Origin of the sequence: Streptosporangium pseudovulgare (genome assembly GCF_014648055.1) — a bacterium.
Lineage (GTDB): Bacteria > Actinomycetota > Actinomycetes > Streptosporangiales > Streptosporangiaceae > Streptosporangium > Streptosporangium pseudovulgare.
The window spans coordinates 77,293-94,780 of sequence record NZ_BMQJ01000017.1; the positions used below are offsets into that span (position 1 = coordinate 77,293).

Here is a 17,488-nt window from a genome sequence, read left to right on the forward strand (position 1 = left end):
GGGAGGTGGAGCACAATGTGCGGTATGCGGCGGTTGTATCGGGTACGGCGGGCACTCAACTACGCGAACCTGTCCACGCCGCTGGGGCTGCTGGTGGCGCGGGCGGGCCGGGCCAGGACGGCGCCGGGCCCCGGCGGGCTGGTCCTCGCCCACGGCTACCGCCTGCCGCTGCCGATCGCGGGCGCGTTCACCGTCGGCAACGTGGTGCTGACCAGACACGGCGAGGGCCATCTCACCGGCGCGCTGCTCCGGCACGAGGCCCGGCACGCCTCGCAGTACGCGGCCTGCCTGGGGCTGCCCATGCTCCCGGCGTACGGCGCCGCGGCCGTGGTGTCCCTGCTGCTCAGCGGTCACCAGGCCGCCTGGAACGTCTTCGAGCGGCTGGCCGGCCTGGAGGACGGCGGCTACCCCCGCCGCCCGCCGCTGTGGCGCCGGTCCCGCCCGCCCGGACGGGGCCCGGCGCCCGGCCCCGGACCCCGGGGGACGGCCGGCTCCTGACCGGCCCCGTGCGCCGCCGGGACCGGCCGGAGGCCGTCAGGGACCGAGCGTCAGGGTGTGGGTGGCCGCCCGCTTCACCGCGTCCTCGTGGAAGGGCATCGGGACGGTCCGCCCGTCGGCCCACAGCGGCGCCTGGTCGGCGTAGTTGTCGTGGAAGGCGTGTCCCGACGCCCCGGTGAGGTTGATCCACTGCGACCTGTCCAGGTCCGACAGGTCGACGACCATGCGCATGGACGGCAGCCACTGCACGGAGTAGTCCTTCTGGACGTCCCAGCCGGCCGCGTCGACGGCGTCCTTGCTGCCGCCCACCGCGAACGGTCCCCGGTTGAACAGCCACTCGATCGGGGCGATCCCCGAGGTGCCGAAGGTCTGGTTGGTGATCGTCAGCGTGTGCAGGTCGCCCCAGCGCCAGCTCTTGACGTCCGGGCCGAGGCGGTCGCGCAGCTCGTCGTAGGCCAGGGCCATGGCGCGCCGCAGCATGTCGTCACGGGTCTCGACGCCCTTGGTCCGGGAGTCGTCCCAGAACGGGTCGTCCGGCGTCCCCAGCAGGAGGCGGACCACCTCGAACCAGCGGTCGCCGCCGGTCGGCCGGGAGCCCTCGGGCAGGTCGTCGTTGAACGTCTCGATGAGCAGGTGCCGCCAGACGGCGTTGAAGTACATCGCGGGCCCGGAGTCGGCGTCCTGGGAGTAGTCCCAGCCGGACAGCAGCTCGCGGGCGTCCGCGGCGCCGCCGGCCACCTCCACGTCCAGCAGCCGGGGTACCAGGACGGGGGCGAAGCCGTTGCGGCTGTCCTTCTGGATCTCGCCCATCGTCGAGGCGTCCACCTTGCCCTTCTTCAGCTCGTCCTTCAGCCGGTCGGCGATCCGCTGGGAGCGGTAGCCGTACGACCAGTCCTTGGTGAGCAGGTTCGGGTAGCGCTCGGGGTCGATGACGGCGTTGTTGGCCGTCACGATGTAGCCCTCGGGCGGGTTGTAGACGCTGGGCAGCTCGTCGAACGGGATGACGCCCTTCCAGGAGTAGTCCCCGGTCCAGCCCGGCACCGGCCAGGTGCCGTCGCCCCGGCTGCGCACCGGGATGCGGCCGGGCGACTGGTAGCCGATGTTGCCGTCGACGTCGGCGTAGACGAGGTTCTGCGCGGGCACCTCGAACTTGCTCGCCGCGGCGCGGAACTGCTGCCAGTTGCGGGCGGTGTTCAGTTCGAAGATCGCGTCGGCGGTCCGGCCGGGTTCGAGCGCCGTCCATTTCAGCGCCACGGCGTCGGCCTTCTCCCCGAAGGCGGCGTCGGCGCCGGCCATGGTGTCCTTCACGTCGTCCATGACGTCGGACATGATCGGCCCGTGCATGGTCTCGCGGACCTTGAGGCGGACCGGGTCGCCGCCCGCCACCTGGATCGTCTCGGTCCTGGTGGACAGCGGCTTCCAGGAGCCCATGTAGAGGTAGGAGTCGTCCTTGACCCGCTCCAGGTACAGGTCGGCGACGTCGGGCCCGAGGTTGGTGAAGCCCCAGGCGATCCGGTCGTTGTGGCCGATGATCACGCCGGGCACGCCGGAGAAGGTGAATCCGGTGAGGTCGAACGGGCACTCGGCGTTCACCGTACGGCAGTGCAGTCCGGCCTGGTACCACACCGAGGGCATGTTGGGCGACAGGTGGGGGTCGTTGGCCAGCAGCGGCTTGCCCGATCCGGTGTGCGAGCCGCCGACCACCCAGGAGTTGGAGCCGATGCCGCTGGAATCGGCGCTGTCGCCCATCAGGCTCGGCACCGCGCGCAGCGCCCGCGAGGCACGGGCCAGCGCGTCCGTTCCGGTGCCGGCCGGCGCGCCCGCGCCCGTTCCGGTGCCGGCCGGTGTGCCCGCGCCCGTCCCGGCGTCGGTTCCGGTGCCGGCCGGTGTGCCCGCGCCCGTCCCGGCGTCGGTTCGAGCGTCGGCGGGGTCCTTGTCGCCGGGTTCCCGGTTCTGGTCGAACCCGCGGTCGGTGAGCGCGCCGCGGGTGACGATCGGCTGGTGGGTGTCGAAGGGGTAGCCGGGCCAGAGCTGCCCGACCCGGTCGGCCGGCAGTTCGCTCGCCGCGATCGCCCGGCTGATCTCGGCGTCCATGTTGGAGCGCAGGTCCCAGGCCATGGCCTTGAGCCAGGCGAGGGAGTCCACCGGGGTCCAGGGCTCGGGCTGGTAGCCGAAGTTGGTGAGCTTGAGGACCGCGTACTCCAGGCTCCGGTCGGCGAAGCCCGGGTTGCGCTTCATCCAGGAGTTCACGCCCTTGGCGTAGGCGTCGAGGTAGCGCCGGGTCCGCTCGTCGAGCAGCGGCAGCTCCTTCTCGGCCACCCTGCGCCAGCCCATGGTGCGGATGGCCTTGTCCTCGGACAGGGTCGCCGAGCCGAACATCTCCGACAGCCGCCCGGCGGTCACGTGCCGCCGGAAGTCCATCTCGAAGAAGCGGTCCTGCGCGTGCACGTAGCCCTGGGCGAGGAGGAGGTCCTCGGCGGAGTCGGCGTAGAGCTGCGGGATGCCGGACTTGTCGCGGTAGACGGTGACCTTCCCCGCCAGGCCGTCCACCTTCAGGTCGCCGGCGAGCTGGGGGAAGGACGAGCGAACGGCCCATACGCCCACCCCGGCGATGACGACCGCGAGTACCACCACGACGGTGAACGCCCGAGCCAGCCACCTGAGCGGCCGGGGCATCCAGGCATACGGCCGGAACCTCACAAAGACCTCCTATGCGACGTGCTCGAACAAGTTTGGCAGCACCCTGGAGCGGGAGCGCCTCTTCCGAGCCCGTCGGGAGGGCGATCAGGGACATCTGGCGACACCGTCGCGCCGAACGCCCTGGCACCAGGCGTCCGGAGCACTCTGGAGCACTCTGGAGCACTCCGGAGCACTTCGGAGCCGGACGGGGCGGGCGCACGGTTTCCGGGCCCCTCAGGAGCGTCCGGTCAGGACCAGATCTGACCCTCCGGGGCGTCGGCCACCCGGACACCCAGGGCGGCCAGCTCGTCGCGGAGGCGGTCGGAGGCGGCCCAGTCCCCGGCCTCCCGCGCCCGTTCCCGCCGGTCCAGCAGCTCGGCGGCGCCCGGGGGCAGGCTCGGGGTCCGGCCGATCTCGGACGCCAGGTCCAGGGCGAGGACCCGGTCGAGGTGGAGGAACGCCTCCAGCCGCGAGCCCGGCGCGATCGACTCGTCGCGCTCCAGCTCGCGCAGCAGCCGCAGGGCCAGCGGGGTGTCCAGGTCGTCGTCGAAGGCGGCCTCGACCGCCGCGACCCGTTCGGCGGGCATCGGCCGGCTCGGCGACTCCGACCACCCGGCCACCCGGGAGCGCCAGCGCCGCAGGGTGCGGTCCGCGGCCCGCAGGGTGTCCCAGGTGAGGTTCATCTGCCGGCGGTAGGGGTGCTCCAGCATCGCCAGCCGTACGGCCAGCGGGTCGAGACCCGCCTCGGCGACGTCGGAGAGCAGGACGACGTTCCCGGTGGATTCGGCCATCTTGCGGCCCTCGAAGAGCAGGTGCTCGCCGTGGACCCAGTGGGCGACCACCTCGCGGCCGGCGGCCGCGTCGGACTGGGCGCGCTCGTCCTCGTGGTGGGGGAAGCGCAGGTCGATCCCGCCGGTGTGCACGTCGACGCGCTCGCCGAGGAAGCGCAGCGACATGGCCGAGCACTCGACGTGCCAGCCGGGGAAGCCGCGCCCCCAGGGCGACTCCCAGGTCAGCTCCCGGTCGGCGGGCTTCCACAGGGCCCAGTCGGCGTGGAAGCGCTTGCGCTCGTCGACGCCCGCCACCCGGTGGCCGGGCCGCAGCCGGTCCAGCCGGTTGCCGGAGATCTCGCCGTAGGAGGGGAAGGAGGCGGCGTCGAAGAAGACCGACCCGTCCGGGGTGGCGTAGGCGTGCCCCTTCTCGACCAGCTTCGCGATCAGTTCGATCATCGGCTCGATCGTCTCGGAGGCGCGGGGGGAGTGCTCCGGCGGCCGGATGTTCAGGGCGAGGGTGTCGGCGAGGAACGCCTCCTCGTAGGACCGCGCCAGTTCGAGGGCGGAACGGCCCTCGGCCCGCGCCCGGGCCAGGACCTTGTCCTCGCCGGCGGGGTCGATCTCGGCGTCGTCCACCAGGTGCCCGACGTCGGTGACGTTCCGGCAGACGGCCACCCGGACCCCGCGCCGCTCGCAGACCCGGCGGATGAGGTCCGACAGCAGGTAGGACCGCAGGTTGCCCAGATGCGCGTGACGGTAGACGGTCGGCCCGCAGGTGTACATGCGCATCGAGCGGGCCCCCTCGGCGAGGACCGGCTCGACCCGGCGGTTCCGCGTGTCGTACAGCCGCAACATGCCCCGAGCCTAACCGCCGGCCGCGCGCGGCGGCCGGCCCGGGACCGTACGGCACACCCCGCCCGGGACCGTACGGCACCGCCCCCGGGCGCGTGACCGGGAAGGCGAGCCGGGCGGGGTCAGGCGGCCGTGCCCTCCAGCAGCGCCAGGATCTCCCGGTCGCCGCGCTCGCGCAGCCGCGCCAGGACCTCCTCGCGGCCCACCCCCTCCGGCAGGCCGATGCGGGCGCCGATCAGCCGGATCCCCTCGGCCTCGGAGGCGACCGGGGCGGTGTAGCCGATCAGGTGGAGCGCCCGGTTCAGCGACGGCAGGTTCGGCTGGGCGGCCGGCAGGAAGCGGGTCAGCAGCTCGCCGCCGTCGGAGACGGTCAGGAAGACGTGGTCGCCCTCGGAGGCGCCGGCCGCCACCAGGATCGGGCGGATCGACCCCATCGTCGGCTGGTTGTGCCAGCTGATCACCACGTCGCCCGAGGGGGTGGCCGCGGTGAGCTGGCCGCCGGGGGCCATGCCCAGGTGGGCGGCGAACCCGGTGGGCAGCGGGGAGCCCGAGCCGCGCAGGTGCTCGGCGTTGATGTCCACCCGGTGCCACCAGCGCCCGTCGCGGCTGCGGAAGCAGCGCCGGGTCGCCGAAACGTCGCGGCGCGGCTGGTAGTCGGCCTGCTCGGTGCCGGCCACCCGGATCCACCCGCGCTGGGTGCGCTCGAAGCCGGGGCCGCCCGCGTAGGCGCGGACCGAGCTCTCGCTCACGTCGTAGCGGGAGGTGAGGTTCGCCACGATCGTGTTGACCGACTCCTCGCCGCCCGCCCGCTCGATCTCCCGGACGATCATCTCCCGGATGCCGAGGTACTGGTCGCCGCCCCAGCGGGTCAGGCCGTACTTGTTGCGGTCGAGCCGCAGGAACCGGTCGTCGGCGGTGAGCTGGTTGCGGATGCCGACGAGACTGTAGTCCTCGCCGATGCGCTCCTGGATCTCCTCGGGCGTCAGCGCGCTGCCCGACACCGCGAGCACGGCCTCGGCCTTGTCGTTGACGCTGCGCGGCCACGGCACCACGTGGTTCTCGAAGACCCGCAGCTGCGGGACGGAGACGAGCCAGCGCTCGGCCACGTCCTCGCGGATGCCGAGCTGGCTGACCAGCGTGACGGCCTCCTCCAGCGGGCGGGGGCCGTCGGCGAACAGCTGCCGGGTCTTCTCGCGCAGCTCGTCGGCCCCGCCGGCGACCAGCCAGCCGTCCACCTGCTCGTAGCCGGTCAGCAGGGTCCGCACGAACCGCCAGGCCGGGATGCCCAGCGTGGCGAGGTCGGTGCGGTGCCACGGCACCGCCGCGGCGAGGTCGTCGGCGGGCACGGCCGAGCCCAGTCGGCCCCGCAGCCACGAAACGTGGGCGACCAGCGGCGCGGCGCCCTCGCCGGACAGCCACGCCTCGACGTGGTCGCGCAGGTCGCGCTCGATCTGCCGGATGCGCTCCCTGGTCACCGAGAACCGCTGGGCCAGGTCGTCGAGCGTGGCGCGCTGGGAGGCGTAGAGGCGGTCCCTGGCGATGGCGCGCTGCCGCTCGTCCAGGTCGGCGAAGACCTCGTCGATCAGCTCCGGCAGCGGCCGGTCCGGCCGGGCGGGGCGCGTCCGGGCGGCGACGCTCTCCGGGGTGACCGGTTCGAGCAGCCGCTCCAGCACCTCGGTGAACAGCCTGTGCACCGCCTCGCGGCCGAGGCCCTCGGACATGCGGACGCTGGCGGCCGGGTCGGTGAACCTGAGCAGCGGCAGGACGTCACCGAGCGTCAGATGTCCCCAGCACGTCAGGGCGAGGTCGGCCAGACGTCCGGCGACCTCGGAGGTCCCGATGGCGGCGCATGCCCGGTCGAGCGGTAGCGCCTGCCACCACGCCTCGGGGAGCCGGGGATCGGTTGCGATCGGCGCGACCTGGCCGGGGGAGGTCCAGCGCAGGGGTGGCACGATGTCGCTCAGGCTGAGGTTCATTGAGGTCCAACCGGCAAAAGGGGAATATATCCGCAGTTCAGAATATGTACTCAGGTGGGGAGGAAGGGACTGGCGCGTCCTGTGTGAGACACGTAGAGCAGCTCTCTGGCCCGGGTGCAGGCCACGTAGAGCAGGCCGCGCTCACGCTGCAGGTCGTGCGCCCGCGCGGCGGGGTCCTCCGCGGCGGGGGTGAGCGCTCCGGGGGCGGGCACGATCCCGTCGGCCACGCCGATCACGGCGACCCGCCGGAACTCCAGACCCTTCATTCCGTGCAGTGTCGTCACTCCCACCCCCAGATCGCGCAGCGCGGCCCGGGCGTCGCGCACCAGACCGGCGGTCCTGGCGGCCACCCCGATCTCCCGCGGCGGCACGCCGTCCCGGACCCACTCTCTCACCTGGACCGCCAGACCGGTCAGTTCTTCCTCCGGCGAATCGTAGGCCCGCACCATCGGGCGGGGCCCGTGCCCGGGCGAGCGGAAGCCGTACATCTCCTGGACGCCGTCCACCAGGCCGTCGGCGGGCCCGCCGCCGCGCAGCCGCACCGCCCAGGCGAGGATCTCCTGCGGCAGCCGGTGCGACACCCGCAGCCGTGTCGTCACCGCGTCGATGCCGACCGAGCCCAGCGGCACCCGCGTGTCGAGGACGCGCTGATGGGGGTCGCCGGTGATGAACAGGTCGTCGGGGGCGTACGGCACCGCCGCGCGCAACAGCCGCCACTGCGCCGGATGCAGGTCCTGCGCCTCGTCCACCACGATGTGCCGGTACGGCTCGCGGGACGGCTCCTCGTCTCCCAGCAGGTCGCCGGTCGTCCGGCCGAGCAGCAGCGACGCCTCCGCCGCGAGCTGGAGCAGGGTGCGCTTGCCCCGCTCCCGCAGCCGCCCGGTGACGTGCTCGACGGCCCGCCACACGGCCTCCCGCTCGGCGGGCCCGAGGTCCACGCCGCGCCCCGGGCGGGGAGCGGCGAGATACTCCTCCAGCGTCCGCAGGTTCTGCGCCAGCACCACCTGCTCCCACTCGCGCAGCAGGAACGCCGGGCTGTGGCCGCCGCCGCCCTCCTCCCAGAGCGCGACCAGGTCGGCGGAGTCGGCCAGCGCGGGCGCGCGCCCCTCGGCCTCGGAGACGACCCGGTGCGCCAGGCGGTCGACGTTGCCGACCTCGATCCGTTCCCGGACCTCCTCGTCCTCCGCCAGCAGGTCCAGCCGGGCGGACAGGTCGGCGCTCAGCTTCTGCGAGAACGTGACCAGCAGCACCGGGCCCGCGCCACGCCGCGCCAGGCAGACGGCCCGGTGCAGGGCCACGAGGGTCTTGCCGGTGCCCGCGCCGCCGGTGACCAGCACCGGCCGCTCGTACGGCTCGTGGTAGGCCAGCCGGTGCTGCGGCGGGTGCAGGAAGACGCACCAGTCCGGGGCGTCGAGTACGTGGTTCAGCTCGCGCGGGCTGCCGACGAAGACCGCCCGGTCCGGGCTGCGCAGGAGCGCCGCAGCGAAGTCGTCCGGATCGACCGGGCGCCCGTCCGGGGGGACCGCGCGGCAGGCGTCAAGCTCCCGCCACGCCCCGGCCAGCGACTCGCCCCGGGCCAGCGCGGCGAGCGGCTGGTACTGCGTCGGGGGCAGCAGCGGCTCCAGCGCCTCCAGGGCGAGGTCGTCGGTGATCAACCGGACCAGCGGCAGCAGCCGCCGGTCGACGCCCAGCTCGGCCAGGTCGGTGTCGCAGTTGTCGGCGAACAGCCGCGCGGAGGTGGCGGCCGCGGCCCGGCGCAGCGCGGGCTCGGCCCGGCCGAGCGCCTCGGCGTCCCACATCTCGACCACGCCCAGCGCGGTGTTGACCCCGAACCGGTGACGCCGGCCGTAGGCCCACGCCTCGGCGTCGGGCAGCACGGTCAGCAGCCAGTGGACGTCGCGCTGCCTGACCACGACGCCGCGGTGCCCCTCGGCCAGTCGGAGGGTGGCGACCCGGGGGTCGCCGGCCCCCCTGATCCGCTCCGGGTGCGGCGCGCCCGCCACGCCCTGCATGAACCGGCGCACCGCGACCACGACGTCCCGGCGCGCCGGCTGAGCCAGGGCGCCGAGTTCCGCGGGGAACTCCGGGGAGATGGCGAGCCGGGGCATCGGCTACGCCAGCAGGGACAGCAGGTCGCGGTCCCCGCGCTCTCGCAGCCGGCTGAGCAGGTCGGGCGAGTTGACCGGCCCCGTCAGGCCGACCCTGGTGGCGATGACCCGGACGGCCTGCTCGGGGGTGCCGCCCGGGGCGGTGTAGCCGACCAGCCGCAGCGCCCGGGCGAGCGGCTCGTCGTCCGGGTCCGCCGCGGGCAGGTGCCTGGCGCGCAGCACCCCCTCGTCCGACAGCGTCAGGAACAGGTGACTTCCCTCCTTGGCGCCCACGTCGGCGAGGAGCGGCCCGAGCGACGAGAGGACGGGCCCCTCGCGCCAGCTCAGCGTGACCTCGCCCACCGCGCTGTCGACCGTACGGGCGGCGCCGGGCGACATGCCCAGGTAGGCGGCGAAACCGCTGGGCAGCGGGCACTCGTCGCCCCGCAGGTGCTCGGCGGTGATGTCGACCCGCAGCCACCAGCGGCCGTCCGGCTGGCGGAAGCAGCGCCGGGTCACCGAGACGTCCTTCAGCGGGCGGAACGGCGACCGGCCGGCCTGCCCCGCCGCGGCGGGCCGCCCGCCGGCCTCACCGGGCGGCCGGTCGCCGTTCCGGACGGGGGTGTCCGGCTCCCGGCCCGCGTTCTCCGCCGAGGCCCGCGGCGCGGGGGCCTCGGCCTTCTCCCCGGCCCTCTTCGGCTCCTTGGGCCCCTTGGAGTCCTTCGGCCCCCTGGCCTCCTTGGGACGCCCGGCCTGGGATCCGCCGCCCTGGCGCTGGGGGGCCTTCTGCCCGGCGCTGAGGATGCGGAGCTGGGGGACGTTCTCCAGCCACTCCTTGGACACGTCGGGATGGATGCCCAGCGAGGCGACCAGCGACAGCGCCTTGGTCATGGTCAGCGGCGGCTTCGCGCGGCTGATCACGTCGCGGGTGTGGTGGCGCAGCGCCACGATGTCGCCCTCCACCAGCCACTCGTCGACCAGGTGGTAGCCGTCCAGGGTGGCCAGCACGAACTGCCAGGCCGGAACGTCGAGGGAGGACAGCTCCCGCCGATGCCAGCCGGCGGCCGAGACCAGGCGCGACTTGGGGGCCGCCTTGCCGAGGGTCCGCCTGACCTCCGCCAGGTGCTCCCGGTACGGCGCCGCCTCCGGTGAGGCGAGCCACTCGGCGAGCCGCCGCCGCAGGTCCGCCTCCACCTCGGCGATGGCGGCGGGCGGCACCGCGAAGAGCTTGGCCAGCGCCTCCACCGCGGCGGGGTCGTCGCTGAACACCCTGTTCTGCGCGACGGCCCAGCTCCGGTCGTCCAGGTCGGCGAAGGCCGCGTCCAGCAGGTCGGGGAGGTCGGAGGGCGCGTGCTCGGCAGCGGGCCCGGCCGGGTCCGCGTCGTCCGCCGCGACTCCGGCGTCCGCCGCGGCCGGTGACGCCGCGGGGAGCGAGTCGGGGACGGGCGCGGAGTCCGGCTCGGCCTCGGCCTCGGCCACGGGCTCCGGCTCGGGTTCGGGTTCGGCGGCCTGCTCGGCCGCGCGGACCGGCTCGTGCTCCGGCCCGTGATCCGGCTCATGGGCCGCGACGGGTTCCGGGGCCGAGGCCGGTGCGGGGGCCGGCCCGGACGCCGGAGCGAACGCGGAGAAGGGGACGGGCGCGGGGGATGGGACCGGCTCGGCCGCGGGGACCGGTTCGGGTTCGGCGGCCTGCTCGGCCGCGTGGACCGGCTCGTGCTCCGGCCCGTGATCCGGCTCATGGGCCGCGACGGGTTCCGAGTCCGGGGCCGGTTCCGAGTCCGAGGCCTGTTCCGGGTTCGGGGTCGGTTCCGGGAGCGGTCCGGGCCCGGGCCCGGAGCCGGGGACCGGCCCGGCCTCGGCCCGGAGAGCCTCGGGGCCCCGGGAGGCCTCGGGGCTCCGGGGCACCTCATGGGCCTCACGGGCCCTGTGATCCGCCTCGTGGGCCCCGTGATCCGACTCGGGGGCTTCGGGGGCGGCGGAGGCGAGAGGGGCGGCGCGCACGGCGCCGGCGTCCCCGGACACCGGGGAGCGGTCGGCCTCAGCCCGCTCGGGGTGGGCGAAGTGGTCGAACACCGCGCAGAACAGCACGTGCACCACGGGGAACGCCTGGATGAAGGGCTGGTCGCGCAGCTCGCGGCCGGTGAGGGCGAGCAGGCCCGCCCAGGAGCCGGTGCGGTCGAGCGCGATGGCGGTGCACGGCTCGTCCGCCTCGTCGGGGTCCAGGACGTACAGCGCGGGCAGCACGTCGCCCACGGCGGCGGCCGGCCAGTGGTCCAGGGCGATCCGGGCCAGCAGCTCCGCCAGCCGTTCCGTGCCCAGCACGGCCAGCACCCGGTGCAGCGGCAGGCTGCGCCACCAGGCGCCCGGCAGGTCGGGCTGGTCGGCCAGCTCCGGGATCGTGGCCGCGTCGCTCCAGCGCAGCGGCGGCACGAGGTCACTCAGACAGAAGTTCATCCGCTCCCCTTCCCAGCCCCTCCAGCCGCCCGATTCGCTTCACGTCGCCGGGGAACGAGACTTATGGAACAGACCATAGTCTGGCAAATCACCCCGGCGCATCGGGCCGGTTCAGCGGCGTACGGCCGCGAACCTGAGCCGCACGTAATCCGCCATCCAACCGGTCTCCCGGCGCAGCGCGGGCGCGGCCAGCTCGTTGACCCGGCGCAGCAGCGGCTCGACCATCCCGGTGGGGACCGTGCGGAGCAGCGACCCGGCGAACATCCGCACCCAGCCGGCCGCCCCGTCCGGGCACTCGTCCATGGGGGTCGGCCGGTCGAAGTACTCCAGCAGCCGGACGACGAACCCGCCCCGCTCCAGCCGCGCGGCGTACTCGGCCGGAGTCGGGAAGTACCACGGCAGGTCGGGCTCGGGCAGCCCGTGCTCCCGCCAGGCGGTGGACATCGCCGCCGTCAGCGCGGCGCAGTTGCCCGCGCCGCCCATCTCGGCGACGAACCGCCCGCCCGGGGCCAGTGCCTCCCGCACGCTGGCTATCACCGCGTCCGGCTCGCGGCCCATCCAGTGCAGCGCGGCGTTGGAGAAGACCGCGTCGTACGGCTGGGCGACCGTGAAGTCGCTGCCGTCGCCGACGATGAAGTCGATTCCGGGGTACTGCGCCAGGGCCTTCTCGATCATCGCCGCCGAGCCGTCGATCCCGAGGACGTGGGCGCCCCGGGCGGTGATCTCGGCGCTCAGCACCCCGATGCCGCAGCCGAGGTCGACGACCCGCTCACCCGGCCGCGGGTCCAGCAGGTCGACCAGGGGCGCGCCGTACGCGGAGACGTATCCGAAGCCGGTGTCGTGGGTGCGAACGCTCCACCTCGTCATGCCGGGGGTGTCGTTTAGCAAGACGTCAGCTCTCTTCCGAACACCACGCCTCTTGCCGGTGCTCACGAGACACTTTAGAGCCTCGGAGATGCCCCGACATATCAGTCCGAGAAGCCCCTTTGGTCAGCGACCGTCCCACGGGTTCCCTGTGTCAGTCGGCCTTCTTCGCGTCCCAGCGGTGGCGGAGGTAGCCCTTGGCCGCGTCGATCTCCGACACGGTCAGGTAGACCGGCTCGGCCCTGGTCGCGGGCAGCTTGGCCGCCAGCGCCTGGTCGAGGGCGCCGCGCATCCGCAGGGCCTCCGTCCGCACCGGGCGGGCGTAGCCCTTCATCATGAGGTTCTGGCCCCGGTCGGAGAACAGGAACTCCTCCCACAGGCGCGCGGCGGCCGGGTGCGGGGCGTTCCTGCTGATCGCCTGCACGTAGTAGCCGCCGAGCGCGGTGCCGCCCGGGACGACGACCTTCCAGCCGGGCCGGCCCGTCCCGGCCGCCGCGGCGGCCCGTACGGCGTTCTGGTAGTCCCAGTCGATGACGGCGTTGGCCGTCCGCTCCGCGGGTGCGAGGTTGCCCGCCCGGCGGAGGCGGTCGAAGAACTCCACGCCCCGCTCCACCTTGGCGCCGCCGTCGCCGAGGGACACCGCCATCACCCCGCCGAAGGCCGCCGCGGACTGCCGGGGGTCGCCGGGCAGCGCGACACGGTAGCCGGGTTTGAGCAGGTCGGCGTAGGACGACGGGGCCGCGACCTTCGAGGAGTCGTAGGCGATGGACATGTAGCCGCCGTACCCGGCGTACCAGCGCCCCGCGGGGTCCTTGACGCGGTCGGGGATGTCCTGCCAGCCCTGCACCCGGTAGGGGGCGAAGGAGCCGGCGTGGGCGACCGCGACCTCCAGGCTCAGGTCGAACACGTCGGGCCTGAGCCGGCCCGCGGCCTGGATCTCCCGCTCGCTGCTCGCGCCGGGTTCGAGCTGATCGACCTTGATCCCGTACTCCCGGGAGAAGGTGTCGATGATCTCGCCGTAGTTGATCCAGTCGCGCGGCAGCCCGATCACGGTGAGCGAGCCCTCCTTGCGGGCCGCCTCGACCAGACGGTCCATGGTCGAGAACCCCTCCCGCATGGAGGCGGCGTTCACCTTGACCGGTGGAAGCTGCCTGGTCTCGGTGGCCGGGGCGCCACACCCGGCGATCGTGGCGACGAGGAGCACGGCGGCGGCGCTGATGCGTACGGTCACCCATCGGATACTCGCCGCGACACGCGGGGCGGTCGAGGAGGCGCGGCCGTTCTTGGGAAAGGGGTTACGCCGGGAAGACCTCGGCGCCGCGCCGGGGCGGTCCGGATGGGCGTGGCCGGTGCGGTCCGGAGCGGCGTGGCCGGTGCGCGGCCCCTGATCTCCGGTGCGCGGGCCCGGGTCTCCGGTGCGCGGGCCCGGAGCGTCGGAGGACGGGCACGGGTCTTCGGGGAGCGGGCCTAACCCCGGCGGTCCGGCACGATCCTGGCCGCCGCGAGCGTGTCCTCGGCGATCTCCACCAGGGAGCCGTCGCGCCTGCGCACGCCCAGCGTGCCGTCGCGCCAGAACTCCAGCACGCCCACCGCGTCCCGGAAGCCCTCGGGGACCCGTCGTCGCGTGGTTACCCTTTTCCCCACGTCGGATGGGGTTATGGTGATGACGAGGCGAGCGCCGAGGCCTGGGGCCACCGTTTTTGCCCCCTCCCGTTTCGGACATGTGACGGGCACGGCAATACTAGGGCGTAGCAACCCCGCGGTCGAAGTCGCGCCTAGGTGCGTAAAGGAAGAAGGAGCCCGAGGTGACCTACGTCATCGCGCAGCCTTGCGTGGACGTCCTGGACAAGGCGTGCATCGAGGAGTGCCCCGTCGATTGCATCTACGAGGGCGAGCGCATGCTCTACATCCACCCCGACGAGTGCGTGGACTGCGGTGCGTGCGAACCCGTCTGCCCCGTTGAGGCGATCTTCTACGAGGACGACCTCCCCGAGCAGTGGAAGGACTTCTACAAGGCCAACGTGGAGTTCTTCGAGGAGCTGGGCTCCCCCGGCGGCGCCTCCAAGGTCGGCAAGATCGAAAAGGACCACCCGGTCGTCGCGGTCCTGCCCCCGCAGGCCGAGGGCCACTGAGCGTCACCGAGCGAACGCCGGCGGGCGGCGGCGGCGCGGAGCCGCCCCGCCCGGCGGGGCTCCGCCCTCCCCGGCGGAGCCGCCCGGCCCCGCCTCGCGGGGCCACACCGATGACAAGCCATCTCCCGCGCCGGCGGGGGAGACGTCCAGCGGGGGAGAGCCGTGATCGATCTGCCTGATTTCCCATGGGACCGGCTGACGCCGCTGAAGAAGCTCGCGGGGTCGCATCCCGAGGGGATCGTCGACCTGTCGGTGGGCACCCCCGTCGACCCGGTCCCCGCCCTGGTACGGCAGGCCCTGGCGGACGCCTCCGACAGCCCCGGCTACCCGCTCACCCACGGCACCGAGCGGCTCCGCGCCGCCGCGGCCGGCTGGCTGCGGCGCAGGCACGGGGTGACCGTCGACCAGGCGGACGTGCTGCCGCTGATCGGCTCCAAGGAGCTGGTGGCCTGGCTGCCCACGCTGCTCGGCGTCGGCCCCGGGCAGCGGGTCGTCTTCCCCGAGCTGGCCTATCCGACCTATGACGTCGGGGCCCGCCTCGCGGGCGCCGAGCCGTACGCCGCCGACGGGCTGCTCTCGCTCGGCCCGGAGCGGGTGCCGCTGGTCTGGGTCAACTCCCCGTCCAACCCGACCGGCAAGGTCCTGCCCGTCGAGCACCTGCGCAAGGTCGTCGCCTGGGCGCGCGAGCGCGGGGCCGTCATCGCCTCCGACGAGTGCTACATCGAGCTGGGCTGGGAGGAGCGGCCGGTCTCGATCCTGCACCCGGACGTGTGCGGCGGCTCGCACGAGGGCCTGCTCGCCGTCCACTCGCTGTCCAAGCGTTCCAACCTGGCGGGATACCGCGCCGGGTTCGTCACGGGCGATCCCGCGCTGGTCAGGCGGCTGCTGGAGGTCCGCAAGCACGCCGGCATGATCGTTCCCGGGCCGGTGCAGGCGGCGGCCGCCGCCGCCCTGGACGACGACGGGCACGCCGACGAGCAGCGCGCCCGCTACGCCGCCCGGCGCGCGGCGCTGCGCCCCGCCCTGGAGGCGGCCGGCTGGAAGATCGACCACTCCGTCGCCGGGCTGTACCTCTGGGCCTCCAACGGCGCCGACTGCTGGTCGCAGGTCCGCGAGCTGGCCGAGAAGGGCATCCTGGCGGCCCCCGGCGACTTCTACGGCCCGGCCGGCGCGTCGCATGTCCGGATCGCGGTGACCGCGACGGATGAGCGGATAAGTGCGGCGGTGCGGCGCCTCCAGTAGGATCCGGCGGCATGATCTCTGGGGCCGCCGTGGCAGTCGGACTGGGCGTGGTCGCCCTCGTCCTGCTGGCCGGCGCGTTCGTGGCGGCCGCCCGGCGGGGCGGGCGGCGCTCCGCGCGCCGCTCACCGGCTGGGACATCCCCCGCGCGGGCCGTGCCCGCCGGGACCGCGCCGCCACCCGCCGGGACCGCGCCGCCGCCCGCGTCGCCGTCCGGGCCGGAGGCGGGCCACGCCGGCGTCGACGACCCCGACCCCCGTGCCATCAAGGTGGGCGACACCATCGAGTGCCAGGGCGTGCGGAGCCGCGTCATGGGCGCCCTGTACCTGTCGTGGCAGGGCAACCAGTGGACCGAGTACCTCCTCGACGACGGCTCCCGCCGCGACCGGTGGCTGTCGATCGAGACGCGCCCCGGCTCCGACGACGCCCTCCACCTGGAGGTGCTGCTGTGGACGCGGGTGCCCACCCAGGGCATGATCCCCGCGAAGACCACGCTGACCGTCGAGGGGGTCGAGTTCTTCCCGGTGGAGCGCGGCACGGCCGCCTTCCGCGGGGAGGGTGTCAGCATGCCCGAGCGGGGGCTGCTCGACTTCGCCGACTACCGCGCCGCCGACGGCCGGTTGCTCAGCTTCGAACGGCTCCAGGGCCACCGCTGGAGGTCCTTCCACGCCCAGCCCCTGCCGCCCGGTTCGATCACCTTCCACCGGCGGGCCGACCTCGCCTGACGGGAGCCCCGGCCCACCCGGCCCACTCGGCCCGGTACGCGCCGGAACCGTCCCCCGGGTGCGGAACCGTCTCCCGGTACGGAACCGTTTCCCGGCGCCGAGCCGTCTCCCGGTGCCGAGCCGGGCGGCGCGGCTCCCGGACGGCCGGGCCCTGCGCCGTCGGCGACGGACCGGATCCCTCAGGAGATCTCGACCCGCGCCGCCGACGCCGCGGCGTCCGGGCGCCAGCCGTCCTCGCCCTTCGCCGACGTCCATGCCCGGCCGTCGTAACGGATCCGGCGCAGCCCGAACTCCTGGGCGTGCGCCACCGACCAGGAGGCCACCAGCCAGCCGCGCCTGCGCGAGTCGGTGTCGAGCGTGGAGCCGGGCCCCAGCGCGCGGGCCAGCCGCCGCCTGGCCCGCTCGGTGGCGGGTAGCGGCGTCGCGCTCGCCGGCTTCGCCGTGGCGCGCGCGGCCGTGGGGCTCTTGCTCGGCTTCGGGGGGAACCAGCAGTGCACGGCCCCGGGCACCCGCCCGGTGAACGCCGCGGCCAGGATCTTCCCGTCGTCCTCGTGCTGGGCGTAGGCCGACCCGTCGGCCGAGCGCTGCACCCGCTGGGCCGCCTCGTGGAGCGGCAGCTTGCGGTAGTTCTTGACCTTCACCAGCGCCGAGAAGAACTTCCCCGTGGCGTAGACGGGGTCCACGAGCTGCTCGGGCTTGCCCCAGCCCTGGGAGGGCCGCTGCTGGAACACCCCCACCGAGTCGCGGTCGCCGTAGGCGAGGTTGTAGAGCTTGGACTCCTGGATGCCGGTGGCGTAGGCGATGACCACGGCCCGCTCGGGCAGTTTCCTGCGGGCCGCCACCGCGGCGATGACGGCGGCCACCTGGGCCTGCTCGATGTCCAGGTCGCGGGTGCCCTTCGGGGTGGTGACCCGGCAGCCCTCGCCGAGTTCGGTGAGGGCGGGAGTCCGGTGGAGAAGCCTGAGGACGCCCACGGTGATGGACACCGCGAGCAGGACCACGATCACGATGATCGCGATGACCCCTTTGGAGAAGCGCCGTCGCACCCTGAAGAACCTACCGGTACGGCGAGGTGCGGAGACCCGTCTCCGGGCCGGTCCATCCGGTCGTGGCGGGCTCTCCGGCCGGCCGCGCGCCCGCCCGCCGTACCGGAGCCGGCCGCGGCGGACCCGCCGGACGGTCACGTGCCCCGGGGAGATCCGCGGCCGG

Annotated in this window: 13 protein-coding genes; 4 read left to right on the plus strand and 9 right to left on the minus strand. The window is 74.2% G+C overall.

Features of this window, described 5'->3' with window-relative positions:
* Positions 1-24 precede the first annotated feature (24 nt).
* Positions 25-498 (plus strand): hypothetical protein, encoded by a 474-nt coding sequence (locus IEZ10_RS29260; RefSeq protein WP_229811761.1) that lies wholly within the window; start codon positions 25-27, stop codon positions 496-498.
* A gap of 36 nt (positions 499-534) precedes the next feature.
* On the opposite strand, the gene IEZ10_RS29265 is transcribed toward IEZ10_RS29260, so the two are convergent.
* The 8 genes from IEZ10_RS29265 to IEZ10_RS29300 all read right to left on the minus strand — a co-directional run bounded on the left by IEZ10_RS29265 (position 535) and on the right by IEZ10_RS29300 (position 13,827).
* A complete protein-coding gene (locus IEZ10_RS29265; protein WP_189249824.1) occupies positions 535-3,174 on the minus strand; it encodes a penicillin acylase family protein in 2,640 nt (879 codons plus the stop codon).
* Positions 3,175-3,425: 251 nt separating this feature from the next.
* The gene (gene cysS / locus IEZ10_RS29270; RefSeq protein ID WP_189249751.1) at positions 3,426-4,805 is read right to left on the minus strand and encodes a cysteine--tRNA ligase; all 1,380 of its coding nucleotides are present in this window, start codon (positions 4,803-4,805) and stop codon (positions 3,426-3,428) included.
* A gap of 119 nt (positions 4,806-4,924) precedes the next feature.
* The gene (locus IEZ10_RS29275) at positions 4,925-6,778 is read right to left on the minus strand and encodes a sigma factor-like helix-turn-helix DNA-binding protein (protein WP_189249752.1); all 1,854 of its coding nucleotides are present in this window, start codon (positions 6,776-6,778) and stop codon (positions 4,925-4,927) included.
* Positions 6,779-6,828: 50 nt separating this feature from the next.
* Positions 6,829-8,886 carry a UvrD-helicase domain-containing protein gene (locus IEZ10_RS29280; protein WP_189249753.1) on the minus strand — a complete coding sequence of 686 codons (2,058 nt, stop codon included), beginning with the start codon at positions 8,884-8,886 and terminating at the stop codon, positions 6,829-6,831.
* Positions 8,887-8,889: 3 nt separating this feature from the next.
* Positions 8,890-11,319, minus strand: coding sequence for a hypothetical protein (locus IEZ10_RS29285; RefSeq protein ID WP_189249754.1), 2,430 nt, complete (start codon positions 11,317-11,319; stop codon positions 8,890-8,892).
* A 111-nt stretch (positions 11,320-11,430) separates the two neighbouring features.
* Complete coding sequence (locus IEZ10_RS29290) at positions 11,431-12,186, minus strand: class I SAM-dependent methyltransferase (protein ID WP_189249755.1); 756 nt, start codon at positions 12,184-12,186, stop codon at positions 11,431-11,433.
* 151 nt (positions 12,187-12,337) lie between these two features.
* A complete protein-coding gene (locus IEZ10_RS29295) occupies positions 12,338-13,414 on the minus strand; it encodes an ABC transporter substrate-binding protein (RefSeq protein WP_189249756.1) in 1,077 nt (358 codons plus the stop codon).
* Positions 13,415-13,650: 236 nt separating this feature from the next.
* Positions 13,651-13,827 (minus strand): putative acetyltransferase, encoded by a 177-nt coding sequence (locus IEZ10_RS29300; RefSeq protein ID WP_308426320.1) that lies wholly within the window; start codon positions 13,825-13,827, stop codon positions 13,651-13,653.
* A 161-nt stretch (positions 13,828-13,988) separates the two neighbouring features.
* On the opposite strand from IEZ10_RS29300, the gene fdxA reads away from it, so the two are divergent.
* The 3 genes from fdxA to IEZ10_RS29315 all read left to right on the plus strand — a co-directional run bounded on the left by fdxA (position 13,989) and on the right by IEZ10_RS29315 (position 16,279).
* The gene (fdxA, locus tag IEZ10_RS29305) at positions 13,989-14,315 is read left to right on the plus strand and encodes a ferredoxin (RefSeq protein ID WP_189249758.1); all 327 of its coding nucleotides are present in this window, start codon (positions 13,989-13,991) and stop codon (positions 14,313-14,315) included.
* Between the two features lie 162 nt (positions 14,316-14,477).
* Entirely contained in the window at positions 14,478-15,557 is a 1,080-nt protein-coding gene (gene dapC, locus IEZ10_RS29310; RefSeq protein ID WP_189249759.1) for a succinyldiaminopimelate transaminase, read from the plus strand.
* A gap of 11 nt (positions 15,558-15,568) precedes the next feature.
* Entirely contained in the window at positions 15,569-16,279 is a 711-nt protein-coding gene (locus tag IEZ10_RS29315) for a DUF4178 domain-containing protein (RefSeq protein ID WP_189249760.1), read from the plus strand.
* Between the two features lie 179 nt (positions 16,280-16,458).
* Here the strand turns inward: IEZ10_RS29315 and IEZ10_RS29320 are convergent, their stop codons facing one another.
* A complete protein-coding gene (locus tag IEZ10_RS29320; protein ID WP_189249761.1) occupies positions 16,459-17,325 on the minus strand; it encodes a hypothetical protein in 867 nt (288 codons plus the stop codon).
* Positions 17,326-17,488 lie beyond the last annotated feature (163 nt).

Coding starts and splice junctions, on each gene's coding strand:
- IEZ10_RS29260 (WP_229811761.1), top strand. CDS start 25: ATGCGGCGGTTGTATCGGGTACGGCGGGCACTCAACTACGCGAACCTG.
- IEZ10_RS29265 (WP_189249824.1), bottom strand. CDS start 3,174: ATGCCCCGGCCGCTCAGGTGGCTGGCTCGGGCGTTCACCGTCGTGGTG.
- cysS (WP_189249751.1), bottom strand. CDS start 4,805: ATGTTGCGGCTGTACGACACGCGGAACCGCCGGGTCGAGCCGGTCCTC.
- IEZ10_RS29275 (WP_189249752.1), bottom strand. CDS start 6,778: ATGAACCTCAGCCTGAGCGACATCGTGCCACCCCTGCGCTGGACCTCC.
- IEZ10_RS29280 (WP_189249753.1), bottom strand. CDS start 8,886: ATGCCCCGGCTCGCCATCTCCCCGGAGTTCCCCGCGGAACTCGGCGCC.
- IEZ10_RS29285 (WP_189249754.1), bottom strand. CDS start 11,319: ATGAACTTCTGTCTGAGTGACCTCGTGCCGCCGCTGCGCTGGAGCGAC.
- IEZ10_RS29290 (WP_189249755.1), bottom strand. CDS start 12,186: ATGACGAGGTGGAGCGTTCGCACCCACGACACCGGCTTCGGATACGTC.
- IEZ10_RS29315 (WP_189249760.1), top strand. CDS start 15,569: ATGATCTCTGGGGCCGCCGTGGCAGTCGGACTGGGCGTGGTCGCCCTC.